24 protein-coding genes and 4 pseudogenes are annotated in these 22,479 nt (G+C 54.8%); 6 read left to right on the top strand and 22 right to left on the bottom strand.

From position 1 onward, the window contains the following. Window positions 1-28: 28 nt before the first annotated feature. Together iolE and GTU79_RS17510 are read right to left on the bottom strand one after the other, a co-directional pair. Window positions 29-925 (bottom strand): myo-inosose-2 dehydratase, encoded by an 897-nt coding sequence (gene iolE / locus GTU79_RS17515; protein ID WP_132927690.1) that lies wholly within the window; start codon window positions 923-925, stop codon window positions 29-31. 116 nt (window positions 926-1,041) lie between these two features. After that, window positions 1,042-1,182, bottom strand: a pseudogene (locus GTU79_RS17510) (inositol 2-dehydrogenase); the annotation flags it as partial. Between GTU79_RS17510 and GTU79_RS17505 the strand changes: the two are divergent. Together GTU79_RS17505 and GTU79_RS17500 are read left to right on the top strand one after the other, a co-directional pair. Beyond that, the gene (locus GTU79_RS17505; RefSeq protein WP_203523264.1) at window positions 1,160-2,092 is read left to right on the top strand and encodes an iron chelate uptake ABC transporter family permease subunit; all 933 of its coding nucleotides are present in this window, start codon (window positions 1,160-1,162) and stop codon (window positions 2,090-2,092) included. The pseudogene GTU79_RS17510 and the gene GTU79_RS17505 overlap by 23 nt on opposite strands. Then, entirely contained in the window at window positions 2,089-2,847 is a 759-nt protein-coding gene (locus GTU79_RS17500; protein ID WP_203523263.1) for an iron ABC transporter ATP-binding protein, read from the top strand. The genes GTU79_RS17505 and GTU79_RS17500 overlap by 4 nt, the downstream gene beginning before the upstream one ends. Before the next feature lie 38 nt (window positions 2,848-2,885). Here GTU79_RS17500 and GTU79_RS17495 read toward each other — a convergent pair. Beyond that, a pseudogene (locus GTU79_RS17495) lies at window positions 2,886-4,183 on the bottom strand (MFS transporter). A gap of 111 nt (window positions 4,184-4,294) precedes the next feature. Next, window positions 4,295-5,490: pseudogene (locus GTU79_RS17490) on the bottom strand (L-talarate/galactarate dehydratase). A gap of 431 nt (window positions 5,491-5,921) precedes the next feature. Here GTU79_RS17490 and GTU79_RS17485 point away from each other — a divergent pair. After that, entirely contained in the window at window positions 5,922-6,944 is a 1,023-nt protein-coding gene (locus GTU79_RS17485; RefSeq protein ID WP_420854189.1) for a LacI family DNA-binding transcriptional regulator, read from the top strand. 54 nt (window positions 6,945-6,998) lie between these two features. On the opposite strand, the gene GTU79_RS17480 is transcribed toward GTU79_RS17485, so the two are convergent. The 7 genes from GTU79_RS17480 to GTU79_RS17450 all read right to left on the bottom strand — a co-directional run bounded on the left by GTU79_RS17480 (window position 6,999) and on the right by GTU79_RS17450 (window position 14,277). Next, window positions 6,999-8,543 (bottom strand): amidohydrolase family protein, encoded by a 1,545-nt coding sequence (locus GTU79_RS17480; RefSeq protein WP_203523259.1) that lies wholly within the window; start codon window positions 8,541-8,543, stop codon window positions 6,999-7,001. A gap of 25 nt (window positions 8,544-8,568) precedes the next feature. Continuing rightward, window positions 8,569-9,450, bottom strand: coding sequence for a carbon-nitrogen hydrolase family protein (locus GTU79_RS17475; protein ID WP_203523258.1), 882 nt, complete (start codon window positions 9,448-9,450; stop codon window positions 8,569-8,571). Then, the gene (locus tag GTU79_RS17470) at window positions 9,450-10,256 is read right to left on the bottom strand and encodes an ABC transporter ATP-binding protein (RefSeq protein ID WP_203523257.1); all 807 of its coding nucleotides are present in this window, start codon (window positions 10,254-10,256) and stop codon (window positions 9,450-9,452) included. Before GTU79_RS17470 ends, GTU79_RS17475 begins: the two co-directional genes overlap by 1 nt. Next, window positions 10,253-11,173, bottom strand: coding sequence for an ABC transporter permease (locus tag GTU79_RS17465; protein WP_203523256.1), 921 nt, complete (start codon window positions 11,171-11,173; stop codon window positions 10,253-10,255). The genes GTU79_RS17470 and GTU79_RS17465 overlap by 4 nt, the downstream gene beginning before the upstream one ends. Beyond that, the gene (locus GTU79_RS17460) at window positions 11,170-12,123 is read right to left on the bottom strand and encodes an ABC transporter substrate-binding protein (RefSeq protein WP_214513201.1); all 954 of its coding nucleotides are present in this window, start codon (window positions 12,121-12,123) and stop codon (window positions 11,170-11,172) included. The genes GTU79_RS17465 and GTU79_RS17460 overlap by 4 nt, the downstream gene beginning before the upstream one ends. 203 nt (window positions 12,124-12,326) lie before the next feature. Further along, entirely contained in the window at window positions 12,327-13,214 is an 888-nt protein-coding gene (locus GTU79_RS17455; protein ID WP_214513200.1) for an ABC transporter substrate-binding protein, read from the bottom strand. A gap of 580 nt (window positions 13,215-13,794) precedes the next feature. Beyond that, a complete protein-coding gene (locus GTU79_RS17450) occupies window positions 13,795-14,277 on the bottom strand; it encodes a GntR family transcriptional regulator (RefSeq protein ID WP_214513199.1) in 483 nt (160 codons plus the stop codon). Window positions 14,278-14,391: 114 nt separating this feature from the next. Between GTU79_RS17450 and GTU79_RS17445 the strand changes: the two genes are divergently transcribed. After that, window positions 14,392-14,676 (top strand): hypothetical protein, encoded by a 285-nt coding sequence (locus tag GTU79_RS17445; protein ID WP_214513198.1) that lies wholly within the window; start codon window positions 14,392-14,394, stop codon window positions 14,674-14,676. A 164-nt stretch (window positions 14,677-14,840) separates the two neighbouring features. Here the strand turns inward: GTU79_RS17445 and GTU79_RS17440 are convergent, their stop codons facing one another. The 3 genes and pseudogenes from GTU79_RS17440 to GTU79_RS17430 all read right to left on the bottom strand — a co-directional run bounded on the left by GTU79_RS17440 (window position 14,841) and on the right by GTU79_RS17430 (window position 16,859). Next, on the bottom strand, window positions 14,841-16,100 hold the full coding sequence (locus GTU79_RS17440) for a PTS ascorbate transporter subunit IIC (protein WP_214513197.1): 1,260 nt from the start codon (window positions 16,098-16,100) through the stop codon (window positions 14,841-14,843). Window positions 16,101-16,132: 32 nt separating this feature from the next. Next, window positions 16,133-16,340 (bottom strand): annotated as a pseudogene (locus GTU79_RS17435) (PTS sugar transporter subunit IIB). A gap of 75 nt (window positions 16,341-16,415) precedes the next feature. Further along, the gene (locus GTU79_RS17430; RefSeq protein ID WP_203523250.1) at window positions 16,416-16,859 is read right to left on the bottom strand and encodes a PTS sugar transporter subunit IIA; all 444 of its coding nucleotides are present in this window, start codon (window positions 16,857-16,859) and stop codon (window positions 16,416-16,418) included. Between the two features lie 196 nt (window positions 16,860-17,055). Between GTU79_RS17430 and GTU79_RS30590 the strand changes: the two genes are divergently transcribed. Both GTU79_RS30590 and GTU79_RS17425 read left to right on the top strand, forming a co-directional pair. Beyond that, window positions 17,056-17,316: a LacI family DNA-binding transcriptional regulator gene (locus tag GTU79_RS30590; RefSeq protein WP_253073348.1), complete on the top strand. Its 261-nt coding sequence runs from the start codon at window positions 17,056-17,058 to the stop codon at window positions 17,314-17,316. Beyond that, window positions 17,277-18,191 carry a LacI family DNA-binding transcriptional regulator gene (locus GTU79_RS17425; protein ID WP_253073347.1) on the top strand — a complete coding sequence of 305 codons (915 nt, stop codon included), beginning with the start codon at window positions 17,277-17,279 and terminating at the stop codon, window positions 18,189-18,191. The genes GTU79_RS30590 and GTU79_RS17425 overlap by 40 nt, the downstream gene beginning before the upstream one ends. Window positions 18,192-18,291: 100 nt before the next feature. Here the strand turns inward: GTU79_RS17425 and GTU79_RS17420 are convergent, their stop codons facing one another. From GTU79_RS17420 to GTU79_RS17385, 8 genes are read right to left on the bottom strand one after another with little or no spacing between them, the layout of a single operon-like run. Then, window positions 18,292-18,573 (bottom strand): type 2 periplasmic-binding domain-containing protein, encoded by a 282-nt coding sequence (locus GTU79_RS17420; protein WP_214513196.1) that lies wholly within the window; start codon window positions 18,571-18,573, stop codon window positions 18,292-18,294. A gap of 16 nt (window positions 18,574-18,589) precedes the next feature. Next, entirely contained in the window at window positions 18,590-19,246 is a 657-nt protein-coding gene (locus GTU79_RS17415) for a LysR family transcriptional regulator (RefSeq protein WP_214513195.1), read from the bottom strand. Between the two features lie 41 nt (window positions 19,247-19,287). After that, window positions 19,288-20,013, bottom strand: coding sequence for a cysteine hydrolase family protein (locus GTU79_RS17410; RefSeq protein WP_132921013.1), 726 nt, complete (start codon window positions 20,011-20,013; stop codon window positions 19,288-19,290). Continuing rightward, entirely contained in the window at window positions 20,010-20,396 is a 387-nt protein-coding gene (locus GTU79_RS17405; RefSeq protein WP_203523249.1) for a nitrile hydratase accessory protein, read from the bottom strand. The genes GTU79_RS17410 and GTU79_RS17405 overlap by 4 nt, the downstream gene beginning before the upstream one ends. After that, entirely contained in the window at window positions 20,393-21,010 is a 618-nt protein-coding gene (gene nthA, locus GTU79_RS17400) for a nitrile hydratase subunit alpha (RefSeq protein WP_203523248.1), read from the bottom strand. Before nthA ends, GTU79_RS17405 begins: the two co-directional genes overlap by 4 nt. 11 nt (window positions 21,011-21,021) lie before the next feature. Beyond that, complete coding sequence (gene nthB / locus GTU79_RS17395) at window positions 21,022-21,702, bottom strand: nitrile hydratase subunit beta (protein ID WP_203523247.1); 681 nt, start codon at window positions 21,700-21,702, stop codon at window positions 21,022-21,024. 22 nt (window positions 21,703-21,724) lie between these two features. Continuing rightward, window positions 21,725-21,910, bottom strand: coding sequence for a hypothetical protein (locus tag GTU79_RS17390; protein WP_214513194.1), 186 nt, complete (start codon window positions 21,908-21,910; stop codon window positions 21,725-21,727). Further along, window positions 21,898-22,479: an ABC transporter ATP-binding protein gene (locus GTU79_RS17385; RefSeq protein WP_214513193.1), complete on the bottom strand. Its 582-nt coding sequence runs from the start codon at window positions 22,477-22,479 to the stop codon at window positions 21,898-21,900. The genes GTU79_RS17390 and GTU79_RS17385 overlap by 13 nt, the downstream gene beginning before the upstream one ends.

Genomic DNA, 22,479 nt, shown 5'->3' with positions numbered 1-22,479 from the left:
TTTAACCATTATGCAAGGATGACCGGCGTTAAATGCCCGCGACCTCGCGAATGTATCGCCTGGCTTTAACCGCATATTCAAAAGGATTGGCTTTGGCAGGGTCTTGTTCTGCTTCCACCACCAGCCAACCTTTATACCCAAAATCATCCAGCAGCCTGAATACCGGCTTGAAATCAATCACCCCGTCGCCCGGCACGGTAAAGGTGCCTTTCTTTACGCCGTCCAGAAAACTGAGCTTATGGGCGCGAACCTCGGCCACGACCTTATCCCGCACATCTTTCAGATGAACGTGATTGATGCGCGGCAGATGCTTTTCCAGGATGCGAAGCATCGCTTCCTGCGAACCTTCCGAGTAGTAGGCATGGCCGGTGTCATAGAGCAGGTAAACATCGTCATCCACCAGATCCAGAAAATGGTCTATTTCCTCGGCGGTCTGGATGCCGGTGCCCATATGGTGGTGCAGGCCGACGGTCATGCCCTTTTCAGCGGCGAGATCCGCCAGCTCGTTATAGCCGCTAGCCACCAAACTCCACTCCCTGTCGGTAAAGTCGGGACGTCCCTCCAGTACCGGTTTTGGCGTCCCCTGGGTACTGCGCGATTGCTCGGAACAACCGATGACTTTCGCCCCCATGGCATGCAGGAAATCGCGGTGGGTGATGAATTCATCGATGGTTTTGGCTTTTAGTCCGTCGGCAAAAAAAGTGCTGAACCAGGCGTTGCAAATCTGAATACCCCGGATATCCAGCATCGGTTTAAGGATTTTAGGATCGCGGGGATATTTACTGCCCACTTCGCTGCCGATAAAACCGGCCAGCGCCATTTCGCTCACTGTCTGCTGAAAGGTATTTTCCTTGCCTAAATCGGGCATGTCGTCATTGGTCCAGCCGATGGGGGCGATGGCGAGTTTGACTTTGTTTTTATCCATGATGATGGCACCTTGAATTGAACGATAATAGAATGATTGTCCAGCGCGGCTGCCCGCTGCGCTTAATAAAAGGGCATTGAGATTTAATGTGGGTAAAATGCCGGACGGGGCGGCAGTTATATCTGTACCACGCCAGGCGTTTTTTGCGCCGCTATGCAGGCGTCCGCGGCTACTGAGGCTGCATAGCCGTCCCAGGCGGAAGGGCCGGTCAGTTCCGATTTTGTTACACCGTTAATGAAGTCCTGCAGCTCGACGTCGTCGCTGGCGGTCATGGCGCTGTTCATGACGGTAAATCTGGGCGGCAATCTGCACTATATCCTGGTGCATCGCGCCCTGATCCTGGCCACCATGCTGCTGGTGGCCTTTGCCGCCGGCGTCTCAACCCTGTTATTCCAGACGGTCACCCATAATCGAGTCCTGACGCCGTCGATTATGGGTTTTGAGGCGCTATTCGTTCTGCTGCAGACCGCCATGATTTTTTTTATCGATGCACCAGGCATCAGTTTGCTCGGTGTCGTCGGGACATTCCTTTGCGAATCGCTGCTGCTGGTGCTGTTTTCCGCGTTGTTGTATCGCTGGCTGTTTATCGGGCGGGGCAATGACCTGCATCTGTTGCTGCTGGTGGGGATTATCTGCGGCACCCTGTTTCGCAGTTTTGCCACTCTGCTGCAGCGGCTGCTCACCCCCGGCGAGTTTGCCATCCTGCAGGGGCGGATGTTCGCCACCTTTACCCGTGCGCCGCCGGAGCTGCTGGGGGTATCGGCGGCCGTGGTATTGGCGGCGGCGCCTATCATTTGGCGTATGCGTTTTCGCTTTGATGTTTTGGCGCTGGGGCGTGATACCGCCGTTAGCCTGGGCATTGATTACCGGCACAACGTGATCGCCATCCTGCTGCTGGTGTCGGTGCTGGTGGCCATTTCCACCGCGCTGGTGGGCCCTCTGACCTTCCTGGGGTTTATGGTGGCGAACCTGGCTTATCTCATCGGCGGATCCCATCAGCACCGTTTTCTGCTGCCCACCGCCTTCCTGCTCGGCATCATTTCCCTGGTGAGCGGCCAATTGATTCTGGAACACCTGCTGAAAATGTCCGGTGCGTTGTCGGTGGTCATTGAGTTCCTCGGCGGTTCCCTGTTCCTGTTTTTGCTATTGAAAAAGGCCACCCTGTGATTGAGATCAGGAATGTCAGCAAACGCTATGGCGATGTCGCCGTACTGAAAGGGATTACGGCGACCATTGCCGAGGGCGGGATCACCTCGATAATCGGTCCCAACGGCGCGGGCAAGTCAAGCCTGCTTTCGGTCATCAGCCGCCTGCTGCCGGCGGATGGCGGACAGGTAAGGGTCAATGGCCTGGATGTGGCCACCACGCCGGGGGATAAGCTGGCGACATACCTGTCGGTATTGCGGCAGGAGAATCAGTTTACCAGCCGTTTAACCGTGGCGGATCTGGTGGGGTTCGGCCGTTATCCCTACACCAAGGGACGGCTGAATGAGGACGATCGCGGACGCATCGCCGCGGCGATGGACTTCCTGAACCTGACCGATTTGCAGCATCGCTATCTGGATGAGCTCTCCGGCGGGCAGCGCCAGCGGACCTATGTGGCGATGGTGCTGTGCCAGGATACGAAATATGTCCTGCTGGACGAACCGCTTAATAACCTGGACATGAAACACGCGGTGGCGATGATGAAGCAGCTCCGCCGCGCGGCGGATGAGCTGGGTAAAACCATCGTCCTGGTGATCCATGATATCAATTTCGCCTCGGTCTATTCGGATGACATCATCGCCATGAAGGAAGGCCGGGTGATTTATCAGGGGACGCCGGCGCACATTATGACGCCGGCGATCCTGGAGGACATTTTTGATACGCCGGTAGCCATTGAATGGCTGAATAATCAGCATATCGCCGTGTACTACCGCTGACGACCGCCTAGAATCCGCGCGCAGATGCCCAAGAGAGACTAAATGTGCTGCCTCTCTATTTTACCGACAATCAGCAGATAGGAGAGCAGGCCCAGCAGCCCCATGGAGCCTACATAAAGAATCGCCATATCAAAGGATTTGGTCCAAGACAAAATAAACCCGATGATCAGCGGTGTTACGATGCCCGCCAGATTGCCGCACATGTTAAATACGCCGCCGGCGATGCCGAGCACCTCTTTCGGCGATGTGTCGCTCAACACGCACCAGCCGAGGTTACCAAATCCTTTTGCGAAGAAAGCGATACTCATGGCGCCCACGACGAGAGTATCTGACTGCGTATAATTTGCCGTGATAATGGCGCATGACAATAGCATGCCGCAGATTATGGGGGCTTTCCTTGCCACCGTAAGGCTGTAGCCTTTCGTGAGCAGGTAATCGGAAAAAACGCCGCCGATAATGCCGCCGATAAAACCGGCGACGGCGGGAATAGAGGCTATCATCCCCACTTTCAGTATCGACATGCCTTTTGCTTGATAAAGATAAGTAGGAAACCAGGTCAGAAAGAACCAGGTAATGGAGGTCAAACAAAATTGGCCGATGTATACGCCGATCATCATTCTGTTAATGCAGACTTTTTTTATCTGTTCAAGCGTCACGGTTCCTTTTTGCGTATTAAAACCTAATTCCGGCTCGCCGCCGCCGTCCCTGATATAGTCAATCTCGGCCTGATTGACGTTTTTGTGGCGCAAGGGGTCTCGGACATACGTCAGCCATAATCCGCCCAGTATGATGCCAATTAAGCCTATATAATAAAAACGTGATGCCAGTTGCCTATGTTTAATATAAAGGTCATCAATGGCGTTATAAGCGCTAACGATATATATTGTGCCGCCTGGTAAATCGCCGTGACGAAGCCACGCTCATTATTGGGAAACCATTGAACGCTCAGGCGGCTATTGGCGGGGAAAGCCGGCGCTTCAATCGCCCCCATGAGTAATCTTAAAATGATTAGAGCCATCAGCGGCGCGGAAAATAAATATATCGTCCCTTGCAGCATGGTGACCAGGGACCAGCCTATTAAGGCGTAGCCATAAACCAGCCGTGAGCCGAATCTATCTAATAACCAGCCGCCGGGTATTTGCATTATTACGTATGAAATGCCGAATACTGAAAACGCCACACCCATCATTTCGGGAGAGAAATTAAATTCTTTACTCATAAAAGGCGCGACGACAGAAAGCGTTGCCCGATCGGAATAATTAAATACGGTAGCGGCAAACAGGAAAAACAGCGTTATATATCTTATGTTGGTTTTTTTTACCGGTTTTTCTTTCATGTAGGGCCTCTGACATAATGTTAAGTCTAGAAGGTTATTTTTTATTTTTTAATAAAAATGTCCTAAAAACCGATGTATTAAAAAACACATCGGCTTTTGAAAAGCGGTAAATTAAGGACGCTTACCGAATTCGGCCTGTTGCACCGTCCATGCCAAGGCCTGTTCGCTTAAGGTAAATCCAAGGCCATGGCGGTCAGAAATCAGCATGCGGCCGTCGCGTAGCTCCAATTGCTCATTGAACAACGGGTTCAGCCACTCGAAATGCTCAAGCCAGGGCTCGATGGGATATGCCGCCGCAAGATGCAAATGAATCTCCATGGCGAAATGCGGCGCCAGTTTGCGGCCGTTTCTGGCGGCCAGGTCCATGATTTTCAGGAATGGCGAGATGCCGCCTACGCGCGGGGCGTCGGGTTGAACGAAATCACTGGCATTCCCCAGGATCAGCTGTTCATGCTCGCGGAAGCTGGTAAGCATTTCTCCGGTGGCGATGGGGGTATCAAGGGCGGTGGTTAACGCGGCGTGGCCCTCAACGTCATAGGCATCCAGCGGCTCTTCAATCCACACCAGATTGAAGGCCTCCATCTTCCGTCCGATACGCATGGCGGTTTCCCGATCCCATTGTTGATTCGCATCCACCATTAGCGGGAAATCATCCCCCAGCTCTTGACGCACCGCGGTTAACCGCTTCAGATCCTCGGCGGTATCCGGCTGACCGACTTTGATTTTAATGCCGCCGATGCCGCTTTCCCTGGATATGGCCACATTTTTTATCACCTGATCCAGCGGCGTGTGCAGGAAGCCGCCGGAGGTGTTATAGCACCGGACCGAGTCCCGATGGGCGCCCAATAATTTCGCCAGCGGCAATCCGGCCCGCTTGGCCTTCATATCCCAAAGGGCAATGTCAAAGGCGAAATGGCCTGCACCGCCATTCCGCTGCGGCCCACCGAGGCGCCGGCCCACAAAAGCTTGGTGTAGATCTTATCGATATCGTTAGGGTCCTCACCCAGCAGGTTATCGGCGATTTCCTTGGCATGGGCATAGATGCCCTGGCCTCCGGCGCGTTTGGAATAACTAAAGCCAATGCCCTCGAAACCGTCGCGGGTGAGAAGCTGGGCAAAAATAATCGCCACTTCGGTGAGGGGTTTTTGCCGGCCGGTCAGTACCTTGGCATCGCTGACGGGGGTTGCCAGGGGCAAAAACGCCAACGAAATCTTGACCCATACGATGCGATCCCCGCTTTCAGCGGCGGTACGCACATGCGATACCTTGGCGTAGGATACCGCATCAGAGTTAGCGCTGGCTGTCATATTCATTTCTCCTCATAGGGGGGACTTATTCAATTCATCAGTAAATGATTGCGCTAACATTTTTAGCGCGAACCGCAGAAATACACTATATTTTCCGGGTTTATGTGCGGGGCTGATCACAAAATATTTCTGGTTAATCGGCGGGTAAATCACCCGATATTGCACCGTCATGGGCATAAACAATTAATTCATATGGTAAATGATTGCGCAATCATTATAACAATGCGCGGCTCCGGCCGATACCGGTGCCAAGGACGCTGGAAAAGCGGGTAATTAAAACGATGGGCATCGCTTTCGCGGCCGGGGCGGTGGTGACCCTTTTCTTCACGGCGGGGGGTAAGAAGGGAAGTCTTTGTTTTTGGGGTTTGCACTGTTTTTACGGTACTCTATCCGCGGTAACACTGTTTAAGCGTCGCTCAAGGACCGGTATGATGGCTAAAAATACGCAGAAAAACGCGGGGAAAGCGAAGTCTCCCACCCTTGAAGATGTCGCGCTCAGGGCCGGCCTGTCTCCCATGACGGTGAGCAGGGCATTAAATAATCCTCATCTTGTGCGCGCCCTTACGCTGGAAAAGGTCAGGGAGGCGATTGCCGCCACAGGCTATATCCCAAACCTGCTGGCGGGGGGACTGGCGTCAAGGCGCAGTAAGCTGATTGCCGTGGTAGTGCCGCAAATCAATAATAATATGTTTGTGGATACCGTTCAGGCCTTAAGCGATCGGTTGGCGGAACGCGGTTATCATATGCTGTTATGCGTAAGCGGCTATACGGAAGAACGGGAGGCCGACATCGTCTCGGCGATCCTTTCGCGGCGCCCGGAAGGCGTGGTATTAACCGGAATACAGCATGCGCCGAGGTTAAAACGCATTCTTTTATCTTCCGAGCTGCCGGTGGTGGAAATATGGGATTTAACCCCCACTCCCCTGGATATGCTGGTGGGCTTCTCCCATGAAAGGGTAGGCAATAAAATAGCCCGGTATATGTGTGAAAAAGGCTATAAAAACATCGGCCTCATTTGGACCGAGGACAAACGGGCGGCGGTGCGTAAAAAAGGGGTGCTCGACGTATTGCACGAAAACAAGCTGGACGCTATCCCGTCAGTATCCGTTCCGCTGCCGGCCGCTCTGTCGAAGGGCCGGAGCGGATTGCGCCAACTGCTTGAATCCGGGCATCAGATTGATGCCGTCATCTGCAGCTCCGATACGCTCGCCCAGGGTGCCATCATCGAGGCGAACCATCGGGGGCTAAAAGTGCCTGGGGATATAGCCGTCATGGGTTTTGGCGACCTGGATTTTTCCCAGCATCATAGTCCTTCCATTTCAACGGTGAAAATCGATCGCTGGCGTGTCGGCATAGATGCCGCGACTATGCTGGCGGATAAAATCGAGGGAAAAGAGTCCATTGACGCGGTGAGAGATATCGGTTTTGAACTGATTGAACGGGAATCTACCTGATTCCCGCCGTCATGGGCCGCAGTGCTTCCGGGTCGCGGGCGGGATGTTATCCCATCAACGCCGGGACGACGGCGCGTAGAAGGGTTCGCGCGGCGTTTCCTGCGCCAGGTAATCGCGGTAAAAGTCTTTCACGTGCGCGAAGACCGCTTTGCCCAGCTCAAGGCGCGCCTGCTCGTCGGCGGTGCGTGGCGCGGCCAGTTTTTGCGCGATTTCATTGAGCACCTCCGTGCGATCCACCCGGGTGAATTGACCCTGATGGCAGATTTCTTCCCCCGCAATAAATACGCTCTCGATATCCTTGCCGCGCGCACGGTGGACCAGCACATCCAGCAGGGGGATATCGTCATCCTGATAGGGCCAGGTAATACTTTTCCAGTCAAACAGCACCGCATCCGCCAGTTTACCCGGCTCCAGACGGCCAATGCGCCCGGCGAAGGGCGTGGTTTTGGCGCCGCCTTCCGTTGCCATGCGCACGATTTCACCGCAGGATGGCACTTCATCGTCGTCCATGCCGGGTACGCGGTGTACGCGTAACGCCAGACGCATCTCCTGCAGCATATCGCGATCATCGTTGATGCCGGCTTCATCCAGCCCCAATCCCACGGTCAGCCCATGCCGGCGAAAGGCGTTCAGCGGCGCCACGCCGCTGCGCAGGCGCAGATTGGAGCTGCAGTTATGGCACACGCAGGTGCCGGTCGCCGCCGCCAGCTCGATATCCGCTTCATTTAGCCAGACGCCATGTCCAAGGGTCAGCGACGGCCCCAGCAAACCCAGCTTATGCAAATGCGCCAGTGCCGTGCCGCCGGTACGCCTGCGCGCATATTCACGCTGGTAGGCGGTCTCGACCAGATGCATATGCATCGGCACGCCGGCATTATCCGCTTCCGCTTTAATGGCCTGTAATGCCTCATCGCCGCACCAGTGCAGGTTGGCGGGCGCCAGCTGGATCCGGGTGAGCGGCTGTCCATGATTATCTGCCGCCAGCATACGGAACAGCTTAAGATGATCGTCCAGCGGCAGCCGCTGCTTTTTCAGATGGGCGGTCAACTGCGGGCGGATTTCAGCCGGCACGCGGGCCACGAACTGCTCATCGGCTTCATAGACCAGTAGATTCTGCTCACGCACCGCAAAGCTATAGGAGGCGCGCATGCCAATCTCACGGTAGGCGGCAAGCACCGCGCCGGCCGCCTGGTGTATCGTTTCCAGCGTTCCCGGCCGCCAGCCGTGGATATGCTGTACCGTGGTGATGCCGGATGCGATCATCTCAAAAGCGGAATAGAGCGTATCCAGCCGCAAATCCACCTCGCGCGCGCCCATACGGCTGGCAAACCACAATTCCAGCGCATAATCGGGCGAACCCAGCTGCAACGGGGTTAAACCCACATGATGATGGCTGTTGACAAATCCCGGCATCAAGACGTGCTGCATGGAACCGTAACGCCGGGCCTGCGGATAGGCGGCTGTTAAATCATCGGCCTTGCCGATGTCACGGATGACGCCGTCTTTTTGGTAAAGCGCGGCCTGTTCCACAGCGATCGGGCGACCATCGTCGCCGATCCCCTGGATCAGCGTGCCGGCTAATATCAGTGACTCAGTCATAGGGGGATATCCTGTAGCGGTAAAATCAACGCACCCAGCCGTGCGGCACGGGCCCAAATAAATCGCCGCGGCGATCGTCGAAATAGCGTAGCTGCTTGCGAATCTGAACGAGTTGCTGATGCTCCAGCGTAGCGTTCACCACGCCCGGTCCCTGCGTTCGGGAACGGTGCGCCAGGATTGCGCCGTCGGCATTGATCACGCATGACTCGCCGTAATTGTCCGTCGCCATACCGTCCAGCCATTCCTCGCCCACTTTATTGGCGCAAAGGACTATCAGGCCGTTTTCTTTGGCATGGGTACGCAGCTCGCCTAAAAAGAATGCCGCATCATCGCCGCCGCTGCCGGCGACCGGCACGATAACCAGTTCAACGCCCGCCCGTCGCAGCGCGCGCCAGCATTCGGGGAAACGCCGGTCATAACAAATCAGCACCGCGCACCGCCAGCCTTCGATTTCAAATGTTTGCAGTTCGTCGCCTGGGGTGAAATGCGCGGCCTCGTCAAAACCGGGCGGTGGATAATCGTTGACCGGCAAATGCAGTTTCCTGGCCAGGGCGCCGTTGCCCAGCCTTTTCCCCTGGCGGTCAAAGCCGATAACGGCATTGTGATAACAGCCGCTTTGGCTGTGGTGCTCATAGAGCGGCAGCAATATGGCGCACCCGAGCCGTCGGGCCAGCTCCGCGCACCAGCCGCTGCTCTCACCCTGGACGGATTCGGCCCACCGTCGGTATTTTTCCGCCGGCGCGGCGCAGAAATAGGGCGTCAAGGCCAGCTCGGGCAGCGCCACCAGCCGTGCGCCGTCTTTAGCCGCGCGGGTAATGGCCGCCTCCAGCATCTGGCGATTAAACGCCAGATCCTCGCGGCCCGGCGGCATTTGCAGCGCGGCAACCGGCAGGCGGGGAGATGTCATCAGCCCACCTCCTGTTCGGCAAAGGCGCGATCGACTTCATCACGCAGCAAGTCGATTAGATGATCGCTGAGCTGATGGAACAGGGGGCTTTTGGGATCGCGCGGCCGCGGGAGATCGATAGGGATGATTTCTTTAATGCCGCCGGGACGCGCGGTAAAGACCACCACGCGATCGGCCAGCGCTACGGCTTCATCAATATGGTGAGTGACAAAAATCATTGATACGCCGGTTTGCCGCCAGATACGGATCAGAAAATCCTGCATTTTCGCCCGCGTTTGCACATCCAATGCCGCAAAAGGTTCATCCAGCAGCAGCGCCTCGGGATTTAGCGCCAACGCCCTGGCCATCGCCACCCGCTGGCGCATGCCGCCGGAAAGCTGATCGGGTCGTTTATCCGCGGCATCGGCAAGGCCGACGTTTTGCAGGATGGACTGCGCCCGTTTCAACCTTTGTTCTTTAGACATGCCCTGCATCTTCAGGCCGAAGGCGACATTTTCCGCTACCGTCAGCCAGGGATAGAGAGACGCGTCCTGAAAGACAAATCCGCGATCGGTGCCCGGTTGGGACACCTCGGCTCCACCACAGCGGATCGATCCTTCGCTGACCGATTCCAGCCCGGCTATCATATACAGCAGGGTGCTTTTACCGCAGCCGCTGGGACCGAGCAGCACGACAAACTCCCCCCGCGCTACCTGTAAATCGACATTATTCAATGCGACGACGGCAGCGCCTTGCGCATCAACCCAGGTTTTACCCACGCGGCTGCAATCGATCAATGGCGGTTGCGTGCTGGTATTGTTCGTCATTTCCGGCCTCCGGCGTTGTTTTCAGGTATCCAGTAAAGAAGCTTCTTCTGCATATAGCGCAGCAGCAGATCGAAAACGAATCCGGTAATGCCGATGATGGTCATGGTGAAAAATGACAGGCTGGAATTAAAGGTATTGCGCGCCTGCATAACGATTTGTCCCAGTCCGCTGCCTACGCCTGTCGCTTCCGCCACCAGCACAATCATCCATGCGCCGAACAGGTTCATGCGCAACACGAAGAATAACGAAGGCAGGATGGCGGGGATAATGACGTAACGGAAAGTCTGCGCCCGGGTTGCCCCCATCACCGCCGCCACGTTGAGGTGCGTTTTGCTCACACTCTCAATCTGGCTGATCGTGGATACCGTCATGACAAAAAACAGTGAAATAAACACCATGAAAATCGCCGGCGGATTGCCGATGCCGAAGATAAAGATGGCCACCGGCAGCCAGGCGATGGGGGAGATGGGCGCCAGCAGGGTGATGGTCGGCAATACCAGCTTGCCGAACAGGCGGAAATAGCAAATGGCCAGGCCGCTTATCAGGCTTAGGACAAAACCCAGGGCCAAGCCCGCCATCACGCGTCCAACCGTGGCGATGATGGTTTTACCCAACGACAACAAGGCGGTGTCGTTGGTGACCTGGCCGATAACATCGGTGGGGATAAAATATTGCGCCTGCTGGGCAAAATTCGCCAGGAAGATATGCGGCGGCGGTAATAACAGCGGATTCAATCCCCCAAAAGCCCATATCGCTTCCCAAATCCCGGCAAACAGGGCGACGGAAGCCACGCCCCAGCCGAGGCGCGAGAAAAAATCCGCCCAGCCGCGGCGGCGGGTTTTCCTCACCGGAGGATTGACTGCGACCGGTGAAACACCGCCCGCTTTTACCGGCTTTGGCAGGGTATTCACATTCATGCGCTTTTCAGCTCCAGCGAGGCATACAAGTCGGGATTTTCCTTAATCACTTCATTGAGCAATGACCAGTCGAAGATATCCGCTCCCGGCACCTTCTGGATGTAACGCAGCTCTTTGAGGTTATTGGCGCGCTGCAGGATAAAATCCTGGTTCTGCCGTTGGTCGATCATCGCCGGCTGTTTTGTGGCGGCGTCCAGGGTGGCTTCGTAGCTGGTCTTGAAGTATTTGCCCACGGTATCTTTGACCGCCGAGGCGCGGTCGGTCTCTTCCTGATGCTGGCCGATCATCATGCCCTTGATAAGCGCCTTCACCGCTTCGCGATTCTCTGCCAGCACGGAGGCGCTTACCGCCAGTACGCAATCGCTGTAGTTCTTGCCATAGATATCGACGCCGTCGGAAAGACGTACCGCGCCCGGACGCGCCTGCAGCGCCTGGGTAGCGTAAGGCTCGATATGGCACATGGCGTCGATATTGCCGTTGATAAAGGCCTGAGCCAGCTCCGGCGAGGTACCGAAGTAACGTACCTTGACGTCGGCAAAGCTCATGCCCGCTTTTTTCAGATAATCGTAAGGCAGCATTTCCAGCGTATCCGCCTGAAAGGTTCCCAGCGTCTTGCCGCGCAGCTTTTCGGCGGAATCGATACCCTGCTGGCTGACTATCACGCAGCCCTGTACCCCTGAGCCGGCGACGATCTTGATAGGCGCGCCCTGGGCGAATAGCGTAATGAAGTTGGTGTAAGGCACCACGGTTACGTCAACCAGACCGGCGCCGAACAAGGCGGCTATATCGGCATTGGTCGGGGTGGTGACAAAATCCAGAGCGACGTTTTTCGCCAGTCCGCGCTCCTTTACCAGGAAGAAGGGACAATTGCACAAGCCCGTGCCGTGCGTTGCCTTGAAAGTTGTTATATCCGCCGCCTGGGCGGGGGCGCTGATAAGGTACTTGCCCAACGCCCAGGCGGCGGGTGCCAGCGGCCTGTGTTTCAGAAAAAGGCCGGGAATTATATCAAAGGCCAGAAACCGCGGGAAAACCAGTTTTGTTTGAAAAATCTTTTTGGCTCCTGGTGTTTAAAAAAGTGCGAACGAACCCCTGCCAGCAAGGCATAACGTCCAGCGGATAGCTGTCGCGGTTTAAGGTTCGGCGAAGCCGCGCGTTAGTGCGTATATTCCGTTTGCGACAGCAGGGCGGATAAGCGGCTAAAATCAAGCACGGCATACGGATTATCCGGCGGTACCAGCCTGCCCATTGCAGCCAGTGCGTCGAACCGGCCGATAATGGTGCCGGCAAGGGAACGGATATCGATTTGTGAAGGCTGCCGTGACAGACCCTGCGTCATCACCGCCAGGGGAACGCCGGGGTAAAATCGCGCCACGCTTGACAAGGCGCCCTGTGGATCGGCCTTTATCGCATTTTCCGCCTGCAGCAGAGCCTTTATCACCGCATCCACCACATCCGGGTACTGATGCAAAAAACTCTGGCGCGTAACCAGTACGGTATCGGGATAACCGGTTCCCCAGACGTCGGCGGCGTCGCACATTTTTTTGAATCCCAGCAGTTCGAGCTGGCCTATTACCGGCTCGATAAAGGTGCAGGCGTCGATTTCACGCCGCTGCATGGCGGTTATCCCCTGCTGGAGGGTGTCGAAATAGCGTATATCGCTGCGTTGCCAGACCCCCTGGTAATGGTTGATAGCATCGTGCAGCAGCACCTCCATCGGATCCTCGAAGAAGGTGCCAAAGCGCAGGGTGGCGGGCGCCGCGGCCACGCTGTCCGGATGAATCATTACCGCCATGCCGCCGACGCCGCTTCCAGCGATAATGCGCAACGGGTCAGCGGCGTTGAAATCGCACAGCGGCTGGGTAAATCCCGTGGTGCCTATTTGCGCCGCGCCGCTTCTGAGTAATGCAATGGTCGACGCCGTGCCGCTGAGTTTCGGCACCATTACCGTTAATCCCCGGTCGCGAAAGTAACCGCATGCCTGCGCCACGAATAACGGCAGATTGGAAAGCGCCTCACCATGGGCCAATACCAGTTCAGACATGCAGTGCTCCACAAAATACTCAAAGATTGTTAACAATTATCTGCGGCGAATTGGCGTCGAGCTAATTGGCGTCGAGATAGTTGCGGCAGAGGATATGGATTAATTTTGACAATAAGATCATGCAAAATTGAAGTCAATAATTATTTAAATGGTTCATCAGTTTTATTATTGCGATATGCATTTCTTATATTTAGCGTTTTCCGAGCGAAAAGAAATAAAAGAATAAAGTGAAAAAAAAGAGCGCCTAACGCGCTCTTTCTACAGGGAAAAACCGGTAGATGTAAGGGCTAGGGGGAATTAAGGCTTCGGGGCCAGATGCCCTAGATATAAGAAATTTAGTTTCCAGTGCCGAGCAGGATCTCTTCCAGATCTTCCTCCTTTTCTTCCGGCTCATCCAGATGCAGCGAATTTTCGATCCCCAGCAGGTGATCCAGCATCAGTTTTGCGCGCGCATGCTGTCCCGCGCCTCTACCGCATCCACCAGCCGTTCATGTTCATTGTGCTGGCAGGTAACGTCCGTGGGGTGTCATACAGCAGGATAGTCAAGCACGTCAATAACTGCAGGCCGCGTACCGTTCTTTCAAGAAAACGATTTCCCGCCAGGAGGCCAGCAGCACATGAAACTCGCCGGACAGGCGCACAATCTTGCGGCGATCGCCTGAATGCCTGGCTTTTCTTCCTGTTTAACGTGCTGGCGCAGCAGCGTGATTTCCTGCGCGGTCACTCGCTTACATATATTTTCCAGCAAGGGAACCTCGACATAGCGCCGGGCCTGGAAAAATTCTTTAGCTTCCGCAATGGTGGGGCTGGCAATAAACGCGCCGCGGTTGGGCAGGATTTCCACCACCCGCTCGAAAGCCATTTGCTGCAGGGCCTCTCTGACCACGGTGCGGGAAACCTTGAAAATGGCCGCCAGCTTTTCTTCCGTAAGTTTGGTGCCCGGCTTAAGGCGGTGTTCCGAGATGGCATTCATCAATTTTTCATAAACCGCGCTGCGATCCCTGGCGCACAGTGTGGCCGCGGCCTGCATATTTTCATCTGTCGGACGTTTTGCTCTGGCCATGTTTAAAAACTAAGCCTCCTAACCGGTAGCGGAAATGAATATCAGTATTAATGACAATCATGACACCAGGATGTATATATCCACAAGGAAAATTGTTTACTATCAAAATAAATTATGTCTATCGTTTGGCGTTGGCGGGAGGCATGCCAGCACGGTTTTGCCGCGCGTATGGACTGGGCCATCAAAGATTTTGCCCATGCCACCCCTGCCCCGGTGGTGGTTGTGATAACCCGGCCTGGCAAGGGCACCATCTACCGCCATATTCAGTATACCAACTATACATGGACTATCAGGCGTGCCTTTAAGCTTTTGAAACAGGTCCGGGACTTTGAGTTACGGTACCGCAAGGCATTGCTGAGCAACGTGAAAGCCTGTGTATGCTGTTTTCCGCTGGGGTAGTAAAGGTAATTTGAAATCTGATAGTCTTTATGTAACATATCCGGCGCCGACGGCAGAGGATGAATGGATGGACAATCCGTTATCAGGGAATAACGGACTAACCCGGCTACAGGGTAAGCAAGCGGCCGGGTCAATCAATGGGGGATGGTTTAATCAAAAGTTATTTAATGAAATAGCATCATGAATTTGCCCAGCGCAATACCGACGATACCAAAATCAGCATCGCCAAAGGTGGTGGAGGCGGAAAGATTCCCCAGTACCGATAATAATATTGCCGGCAGGAACGAAATGATCAAGCCGTTGGCAAAAGCGCCGATAATCGCTCCCCGCCATCCACCGGTGGAATTACCATACACGCCCGCCGTAGCGCCGGTGAAAAAATGGGGCACCAGGCCCGGGACAATAATGCTTAACCCCAATAGCGGGAAGAAAAACATGCTGATAAGCCCGGCACAAAAGCTGCTTAAAAAACCGATAATCACCGCGTTGGGCGCAAAGGGAAATACCGTCGGGCAATCCAGGGCCGGCTTGGCATCCTTGACTACTTTATCGGCAATGCCTTTAAAGGCCGGCACGATTTCTGCAATGACCATGCGCACCCCGGCCAGAATAATATAAACCCCCGCAGCAAAGGTAATCGCCTGGATAATGGCGAAAATAATGTAGTTCTGTCCACCGCTGACTTCGGATTCGGTAAAGTTTTTACCGGCTACCAAAACCAGGATGATAAACAGGATCGTCATTGTCAACGCGATGGCGATGGACGAGTCATGCAGGAATTTGAGATATTTCGGTACATTGAATTCTTCGGTCGATCGGCTATTTTTGCCGACAATTTTGCCCACTAGAGCGGCACATAAATAACCCGTCGAACCAAAGTGGCCTAGGGCAAAATCATCACTGCCGGTGATTTTGCGGGTAAACGGCTGCAGCATGGCCGGTGAAATGACCATTAGCGCCCCGAGGATAATGGCGCCAAGAGTGACCAGCACTCCTCCGCTGAGTCCGCCGGTGGTGAGGATTACCGATAACATGGCCGCCATATACAGGGTATGGTGTCCGGTCAGGAAAATATATTTAAGGGGAGTGATCCGAGCCAGGATAATATTCACAAGCATGCCGAATATCATGATCATGGCGGCGGCAGGGCCGAAATTTTTCTGTGCCAGCGCGGCTACCACATCATTATTCGGCACAACGCCCTGGATATTAAAGGAATGGATAAAGAGTTCACTAAAACTGGTCAAGGTGGTGGCAATGACACCTGCGCCAGCGATTAATATCAGGAACCCCATAATTGTTTTTAGCGTACCGGATATCGTATCGGAGAAAGATTTTTTCTGCAGCAGCAATCCGCAAAAAGAGAATAATCCCACCAGTATTGCAGGCGTACCTAATACATCATTAATAATAAATGAGAGCATTGTAAACTCCATGGAACTACCATGTAGAGGAATTATAAATTATTGGCAAGTATCTCTTTTATTTTATTGTTATCTAAAAGGTTACTCAGACCAAAAACATGACGAACGCCATTATCCAATCCGGAAATGATATCATTGGACCCAATATAAATATCCGCAGATTCGGATTTGGCCGAACTTAAATCCGTATGACTGACTTCCGCTTCCTTACCTAATTCTTTAAGGATTTTTGACATTCATTTCCACGATGAAACTACTGCCTAAACCATTACCACATACGATCAGAATCTTTTCATATATATCCCTTAATAAACATCAGTATTTATCAATCAAAGCCTGGATAGCCGCAAGGGTATCCGCGCCAAGGAGTGCCTGGAGATCTTCTTCGTTGCTGAACAGTTCGGCCAACTGGGATATCATGCTCAGATGCTCATCACCGTTTTGGGCGCAGAGCAAAATCACCACATGCACCGGGTCATTTTCCAGGGATCCGAAACTGACGCCCTGGCGAATATGCAGCAGAGATAGCGCCGTGCGGTTAACACCTTCTTCGGGGCGGGCATGGGGCATCGCCAGCCCGGGCGCTAACACATAATAGGGCCCAATTGCCTCATGTGAGGCGAAAATCGCCTGAATGTAGCCAGGGGCAATCGCGCCTTCCGACAGTAATGGACGGGCGGACAATTCAATAGCGCCGCGCCAGTCGACGACCTGTTCCACAATGGCGATCCTTTCGGCGGTTAACCATTTGGCAAGCATCACGAGTCCCTATTTGCTGAAGATGCTTGGAGTGTAGGCGAAAAAGTAATCCTTATTCTGTGATATAAATCTCAAAAGTTAGCGCTAACAAAGGTGAAGGGAAAATATTGTTACCGCTAACATTTTGGGGCTGATTTTGTTGTACAGTGAGGGAAACCTATCAAGGGACGGTGATAGGGACCGATACAGGATTGCCATGGAAAATAACGGGAATGTTGCGATCGCCTGTCAGTCGGGCAGTCCTTGCGCTGTAGTTATGATAAAATCCATTTTAAAAACCGGGCCAATTAACTGCCGAAAAGGAAAGAAAAAGGTGAAGCAGCGTCGCAATTCTGGTAAAAGTACCCTGGCTGATGTGGCAAATATGGCGGGTGTCAGCACCATGACCGCCTCGCGTGCGCTACGGGAACCGGAAAAGTGTCGCCAAAACTTCGGGAAAAGATCGACGCGGCGGTAACCGAACTCGGCTATGTCACCAATCTTGCAGCCAGCACCCTGGCTTCGGCATCCTCGCGGCTGGTAGCCATGGCGACGCCGGCATTGACCTCGCCTGGCTGCGCCATTATTTCTCAAGCCCTTCAATCGGTGCTCCGGCCTCGTGGTTACGACGTGCTATTGTCCGAGGATAACTACGCCGCCCCCCATGGGTCCAGATTAATTGAAAAGCTGCTGTCCTATAATCCGGCCGCCATGGTGCTATATAATTTCGATAATTCATTGGAAAGCCGCCGGCTATTGCTCACCGCCGGCATCCCGGTGCTGGAAATCGGCGGCGTTACTCCTGCGCCCGTCATGATGAGCGTCGGTGCCAATTACGGCCTGGCCATTAAACAACTGATTAATGCCCTGGCCATCAAGGGATTTAAAAATATCGCTCTGCTGTGTGCCGCCCATGAGCACCACATACATCAGCAAATCCTCAGCGGCTGGCATTCGGCTATGCTGTCGTTAAATCAGTCGCCCCATCGGGTTGTCAGTTCTTCTCTACCGCCCGATTTCAGCACTGGGAAAAATCTTTTGCCGAAGATCCTGCTTGACTGGCCCGAGCTGGATTTACTGATCTGCACGTCTGACGAGGTGGCCTGCGGGGCCATCTCCTCCTGCCATGCGCGGGGAATATCCGTGCCTGCGCAATTGGCCGTTGCGAGCCTCGGCGGGGGCGTCCTTGCCGAAATTTGCTCACCGGCCTTGACCACCGTAGAGCTACCTTACCAGGAGATGGGCATCTTGGCCGGCAAACAAATCTGGTCGGCGCTTCAGGGCAGGAAAGCGGATGATTCCGCTACACTTGCCACGCAGCTGGTCATGCGCGCCAGCACCGCCATGCCCTAGCTCCTTTTACGCATGGAAACGGATGCTGAAAAGGGATGTGAAGTATCGCTTTGTCATCGATATTGCTTCCTTGAAAGCCTGGCTGGAAAGATAAAACCTGCTATCCATCGCCGCTTGCGGCCCGCTCTTCATTGAGCGCCCGGTTTCTTTCCCGCTGGTCCCGAATACTGTATACGCAGCGCAAAAATGCATCCAGCGCGATGGGCAATGGCTGCTTCCTGTCGCGGATGATAAGTTCAAAGTGCGACTGACGGCTGATGCGATCCGGTATCAGGCAGATTAAGTCACCGGTTTCAAGCCAGCGCTGGATATAATGGTTTGGGAAAAAGCCGATGTAATGACCGGTCATTACCAGCATGGCGGAGGCTTCCAGATTAGTCACGCTGGCGGATACTGTGTCATTGAATATTTGCAGGGAATTCGTTATCGTCGAAAAAGGTTCGAACCACGCGGGGTATTCGGGGGATCGCTTCGATGATACGTTGCGCGCTATCCATCCGTGTCAGCGGGTGATCCTTGCGGCAAACAAGAATATCGCGCTCATAATACAGCGATTGGTAACAGAGGCCGGGGATACGGCTGGGGAATATTCCTATGGCCACATCCAGGCTATTGTCGAAGACCCTTTTTTCCAGTTCGGGCGGCGAAAGCGTCTCCAGAACCAGATGGAGGGTGTTTTGCGGTAGCGACATCAATTTTTCTATGGCCCGACTGAGCGGGTTTTCCGGATCGGTAATGACATTATCTAAAAAACCGATACGCAATGTGCCGGTCAATCCATCCTTGAGTTCGGTGGTTCTGACCTGAAATTCATGTAAAGACTGAAAAAACTGCAGCGTGTAGCGGTAAAACTCCTCTCCCTTGGCCGTAAGCTGAAAGCCGCCGCGTCCACGCTGGCAGAGTATAAATCCCAGCCTGATCTCAAGTTGGGACATTTGCGCGCTGATGGTGGACTGGGAAACGTTAAGCAACGCACGGGCATTCGAAAATCCATTGGCTTCCACGACCATCTTTAAAACCCTAAGCAGTTTCAAATCGATATCGCTGATAATCATTATTCTCACCTGCTCTGCACCGAAGAAAATACCTGGGTGCGTCACTCATGATGACCGTCTTTCGACGGGGTGGGCAGCAAGGTCGGCGGATAATTCCTTAAGGCGCAGAGGAACCGTAATGAAGTGGAAACGGTGGCCATATACCCCCCTTCAATTTTTAGCAACCTTATCGCCATGGCATGGTTGGAGGGATCCGGTTCGGCGCAGCAATCGCTCAGCACCAGTACGCCATAGCCCCGATCGCTGGCTTCCCGCGCCGTGGATGAAACGCATACGCCGGTGGTGACGCCGGTAAGTATGAGGTTCTGGATCCCGCTTGTCGTTAGGATATGATGGAGATCGGTACCATGAAAGGCGCCGGTTCCCGGTTTATCTATCACGGCTTCCCCGTCCCGCGGCCGCAGTTCCGGCACCAGATCCCAGCCTGGTTCACCGCGGACCAGCAATCGGCCCAATGGGCCGCGCATGCCGATTTCCGCACCCGCCCTGGCGGTTTTAAGCCGTTTGCTCTGTGGCAAATCGGACAGGTCGGGGCGATGTCCCTCGCGGGTATAAATGACCCTGATGCCCACTTGGGTGGCCGCCGCGCGCACCTGGACGATAGTCGGGATAATCGCCCGCGCGGCGGTAATATCATCGCCGCGATGATTCATGTAACCCTGCGGATCGCAAAAATCCCGCTGCATATCAATGATCAGCAGCGCGCTGCGCGCCGGGATCATCTCCCCTGAAATAGGAAAATCATAGGGCTCGCCGGTAATAATCATTTTCCCTCCACGATGAGTAATGGCCGTGGGGGAAAATGGGCCTCCTGATGCAAATGCGCCTGGTGCGTATGTTCGCGGATTTTCCGCTCCTCATCATCCCGCGACGCCAGGCTTATCTGCGGCGTTCTATCCAGAAGCACGGTTAACGCATCGACCCAGCAGCTATAGTAGCGCTCTTCGTCGGTGATGGACTCGCCCCGGGATTCCGACTCGGCGATCCGTTCGATTAGCGCATGCTGAAACGCCTGCAAACTGAACAGATTTTTCTCCACCGCCGCCAGGGTCAGGCCGAAGGCCCGCGCGGCCCAGGGATTGGGAAAGACAATGGACCGCAGCGCCTGCGTATCGTTTAAGGCGTCTTTTAACATTTCCGGCGAATTCATGGTCGTGTTCCTCCGTGCTCCGGCGTGCTCAGCCGGGCGACGCCTATCATGGAATCACGGGTAACCAGCGCCGCGAGGGCCGTTTCATCAAGATGGCCGGTATTCGCCGGCCGCTCCGGCAACACCAGATAGCGGATTTCAGATACGCTATCCCAGACGCGCAGGGTGACCTGCGGCGGCAATGCCAGCCCCATTTCGGCCAGCACCCGGCGTGGTTCTCGGACGATACGCGAGCGGTAGGCGCTGGATTTATACCAGGCGGGGGGCAGGCCGAGGATAGGCCATGGGTAGCATGAACAGAGCGTGCATACCACCACATTGTGGACAGTGGCGCTGTTTTCCACGACTTTCAGATACTCGGTTTCCGGCCCGCCGATGCCCAGTTCGGCGCAGGCGGCCAGCCCGTCCCGCAGCAGACGCTGTTTGAAGCCGCTGTCGACCCAGGCATGGGCCACTACCCGCGCCCCGGTGTGAGGGCCGACGTTTTTTTCGTAACGATGGACGATATCGTCGACACGATTGGGATCAATGATGCCGGCGCCCGCCAGCAGGCTCTCCATCGCTTCGATGCGCACGGCTTGCCAGGGTTTTTCCTGACTGGATTTATCACTCATGACTATTTTCCTTACAGGGATTCAAGATGATCTTCGCTAAGGTCGATGTGATTAAAAACGTCCGCTTCGGCCTGCACGCCCCACAAGGTCCGGGCCGAAAACCGGACGCTGTACACCGGCTGGACATTCTCTCCCTGATAATGGGCGCGGGTGTCGGGAAACACCCAGGCCTGATCATAGACCTGGACGATAGTGCCGGTTTTTCCCCGCACATAATTCGTCACCCGGGTATGGCCGGGGGGATGGATATTACGTACCCGAACCTGTTGTTGTGCAGCGAAGCGCGGCGTTACCTGCACTTCTTTGCGCCAGGCGCCCCAACGTACCCGTTCCCCCGGCGCCAGCGGCCAACGGCGGCGGGAATTGTCCAGGGGGCTGTAATGACGTACATCGGCGCGATATTCGGCGATCCGCTGTTCCATTTCCTCCCGGCTGACGATGCCTTTCCTGTCCAGCAGTTGCTCCATGGCAAACAGCCAGCGGCCGTAGTAACCCGCGGCCAGGTAATCCACCGGATTCATCCGCTCTATCTCATGGCGATGCTCGTCAAGGTTCCAGATTTCCAGCGTATCCAGTACCTGGGTGATACAGAACACCCGGCTTTCCCATTCGCTATGGAAAACCGGTTCATCAAATTCGACTTCCACCGTGCCGAATCCATGCAAGCCGCCCATATCATGAATACCGTTCATCGCCGCCTCCCGGTAAATAATGTCAGTAAATAATGGATTCGATGTGCTGTTGCAGCTGAAGAAACGCGTTCGAATACCGATCGCCGAATTCCGCGGCGCCGGTATCCTGCTCAAGCAGGATGGCCGCCGGTTGTCCGCCCATGACGATAATCCGGTGGCCGACGGTGATCGCCTCCTCGATATTATGTGTGACCATCACCATGGACATTCGGGTGTCCCGCCACAGCTGCCCGAGCAGTCCCTGCATCCGCCGGCGCAGGCTGATATCCAGGGCGCTGAAGGGTTCGTCCAGCAGCAGCACCGGGGATCCGCCACCAGTGCCCGCGCAATCGCAGTTCGCTGCCGCATGCCGCCGGATAACTGATGGGGATAGCGTCCGGCCGACTCGGTCAGACCAACGGTTTCCAGCATGGCGCCAACCCGTTTATCGCGCTGTTGACGGGATAACCCCGGTGCTGAAAAGCGCAGTCCGAAAGCCACATTGCCCTTCACCGTCAGCCAGGGGTAGAGGTTGTTTTCCTGGAAAATCATTACGCTGTGCCTGTTCGGTCCCGTCAGCCTGTCGCCGTCAAAGAAGATGCCGCCCCCGGCGTTGCCGGCGATAAATCCTCCCAGCGCTTTGAGCAGCGTGGTTTTACCGCATCCTGATTTACCCAGAATGCAGGTAATCTCATGAGGGCGGATCGTCAGATCAAGATGGCTCAGCGGTGTGGCGCCGGGGTACATCACGCTGAAATCAGCGATGCGGAACAGAGGGTTATCAGACGCGCTGTTCAT

The sequence above is a fragment of the Sodalis ligni genome (genome assembly GCF_016865525.2).
Taxonomy (GTDB): domain Bacteria; phylum Pseudomonadota; class Gammaproteobacteria; order Enterobacterales; family Enterobacteriaceae; genus Acerihabitans; species Acerihabitans ligni.
The sequence above is the reverse complement of the archived record's forward strand: the minus strand, read 5'-3'. Positions and strand labels throughout refer to the sequence as shown.

Coding starts and splice junctions, on each gene's coding strand:
- iolE (WP_132927690.1), bottom strand. CDS start 925: ATGGATAAAAACAAAGTCAAACTCGCCATCGCCCCCATCGGCTGGACC.
- GTU79_RS17505 (WP_203523264.1), top strand. CDS start 1,160: ATGAAGTCCTGCAGCTCGACGTCGTCGCTGGCGGTCATGGCGCTGTTC.
- GTU79_RS17485 (WP_420854189.1), top strand. CDS start 5,922: ATGGCTAAAAATACGCAGAAAAACGCGGGGAAAGCGAAGTCTCCCACC.
- GTU79_RS17480 (WP_203523259.1), bottom strand. CDS start 8,543: ATGACTGAGTCACTGATATTAGCCGGCACGCTGATCCAGGGGATCGGC.
- GTU79_RS17475 (WP_203523258.1), bottom strand. CDS start 9,450: ATGACATCTCCCCGCCTGCCGGTTGCCGCGCTGCAAATGCCGCCGGGC.
- GTU79_RS17470 (WP_203523257.1), bottom strand. CDS start 10,256: ATGACGAACAATACCAGCACGCAACCGCCATTGATCGATTGCAGCCGC.
- GTU79_RS17465 (WP_203523256.1), bottom strand. CDS start 11,173: ATGAATGTGAATACCCTGCCAAAGCCGGTAAAAGCGGGCGGTGTTTCA.
- GTU79_RS17455 (WP_214513200.1), bottom strand. CDS start 13,214: ATGTCTGAACTGGTATTGGCCCATGGTGAGGCGCTTTCCAATCTGCCG.
- GTU79_RS17450 (WP_214513199.1), bottom strand. CDS start 14,277: ATGGCCAGAGCAAAACGTCCGACAGATGAAAATATGCAGGCCGCGGCC.
- GTU79_RS17445 (WP_214513198.1), top strand. CDS start 14,392: ATGTCTATCGTTTGGCGTTGGCGGGAGGCATGCCAGCACGGTTTTGCC.
- GTU79_RS17440 (WP_214513197.1), bottom strand. CDS start 16,100: ATGCTCTCATTTATTATTAATGATGTATTAGGTACGCCTGCAATACTG.
- GTU79_RS17430 (WP_203523250.1), bottom strand. CDS start 16,859: ATGCTTGCCAAATGGTTAACCGCCGAAAGGATCGCCATTGTGGAACAG.
- GTU79_RS30590 (WP_253073348.1), top strand. CDS start 17,056: ATGGAAAATAACGGGAATGTTGCGATCGCCTGTCAGTCGGGCAGTCCT.
- GTU79_RS17415 (WP_214513195.1), bottom strand. CDS start 19,246: ATGATTATCAGCGATATCGATTTGAAACTGCTTAGGGTTTTAAAGATG.
- GTU79_RS17410 (WP_132921013.1), bottom strand. CDS start 20,013: ATGATTATTACCGGCGAGCCCTATGATTTTCCTATTTCAGGGGAGATG.
- GTU79_RS17405 (WP_203523249.1), bottom strand. CDS start 20,396: ATGAATTCGCCGGAAATGTTAAAAGACGCCTTAAACGATACGCAGGCG.
- nthA (WP_203523248.1), bottom strand. CDS start 21,010: ATGAGTGATAAATCCAGTCAGGAAAAACCCTGGCAAGCCGTGCGCATC.
- nthB (WP_203523247.1), bottom strand. CDS start 21,702: ATGAACGGTATTCATGATATGGGCGGCTTGCATGGATTCGGCACGGTG.
- GTU79_RS17390 (WP_214513194.1), bottom strand. CDS start 21,910: ATGTCCATGGTGATGGTCACACATAATATCGAGGAGGCGATCACCGTC.
- GTU79_RS17385 (WP_214513193.1), bottom strand. CDS start 22,479: ATGAACAGCGCGTCTGATAACCCTCTGTTCCGCATCGCTGATTTCAGC.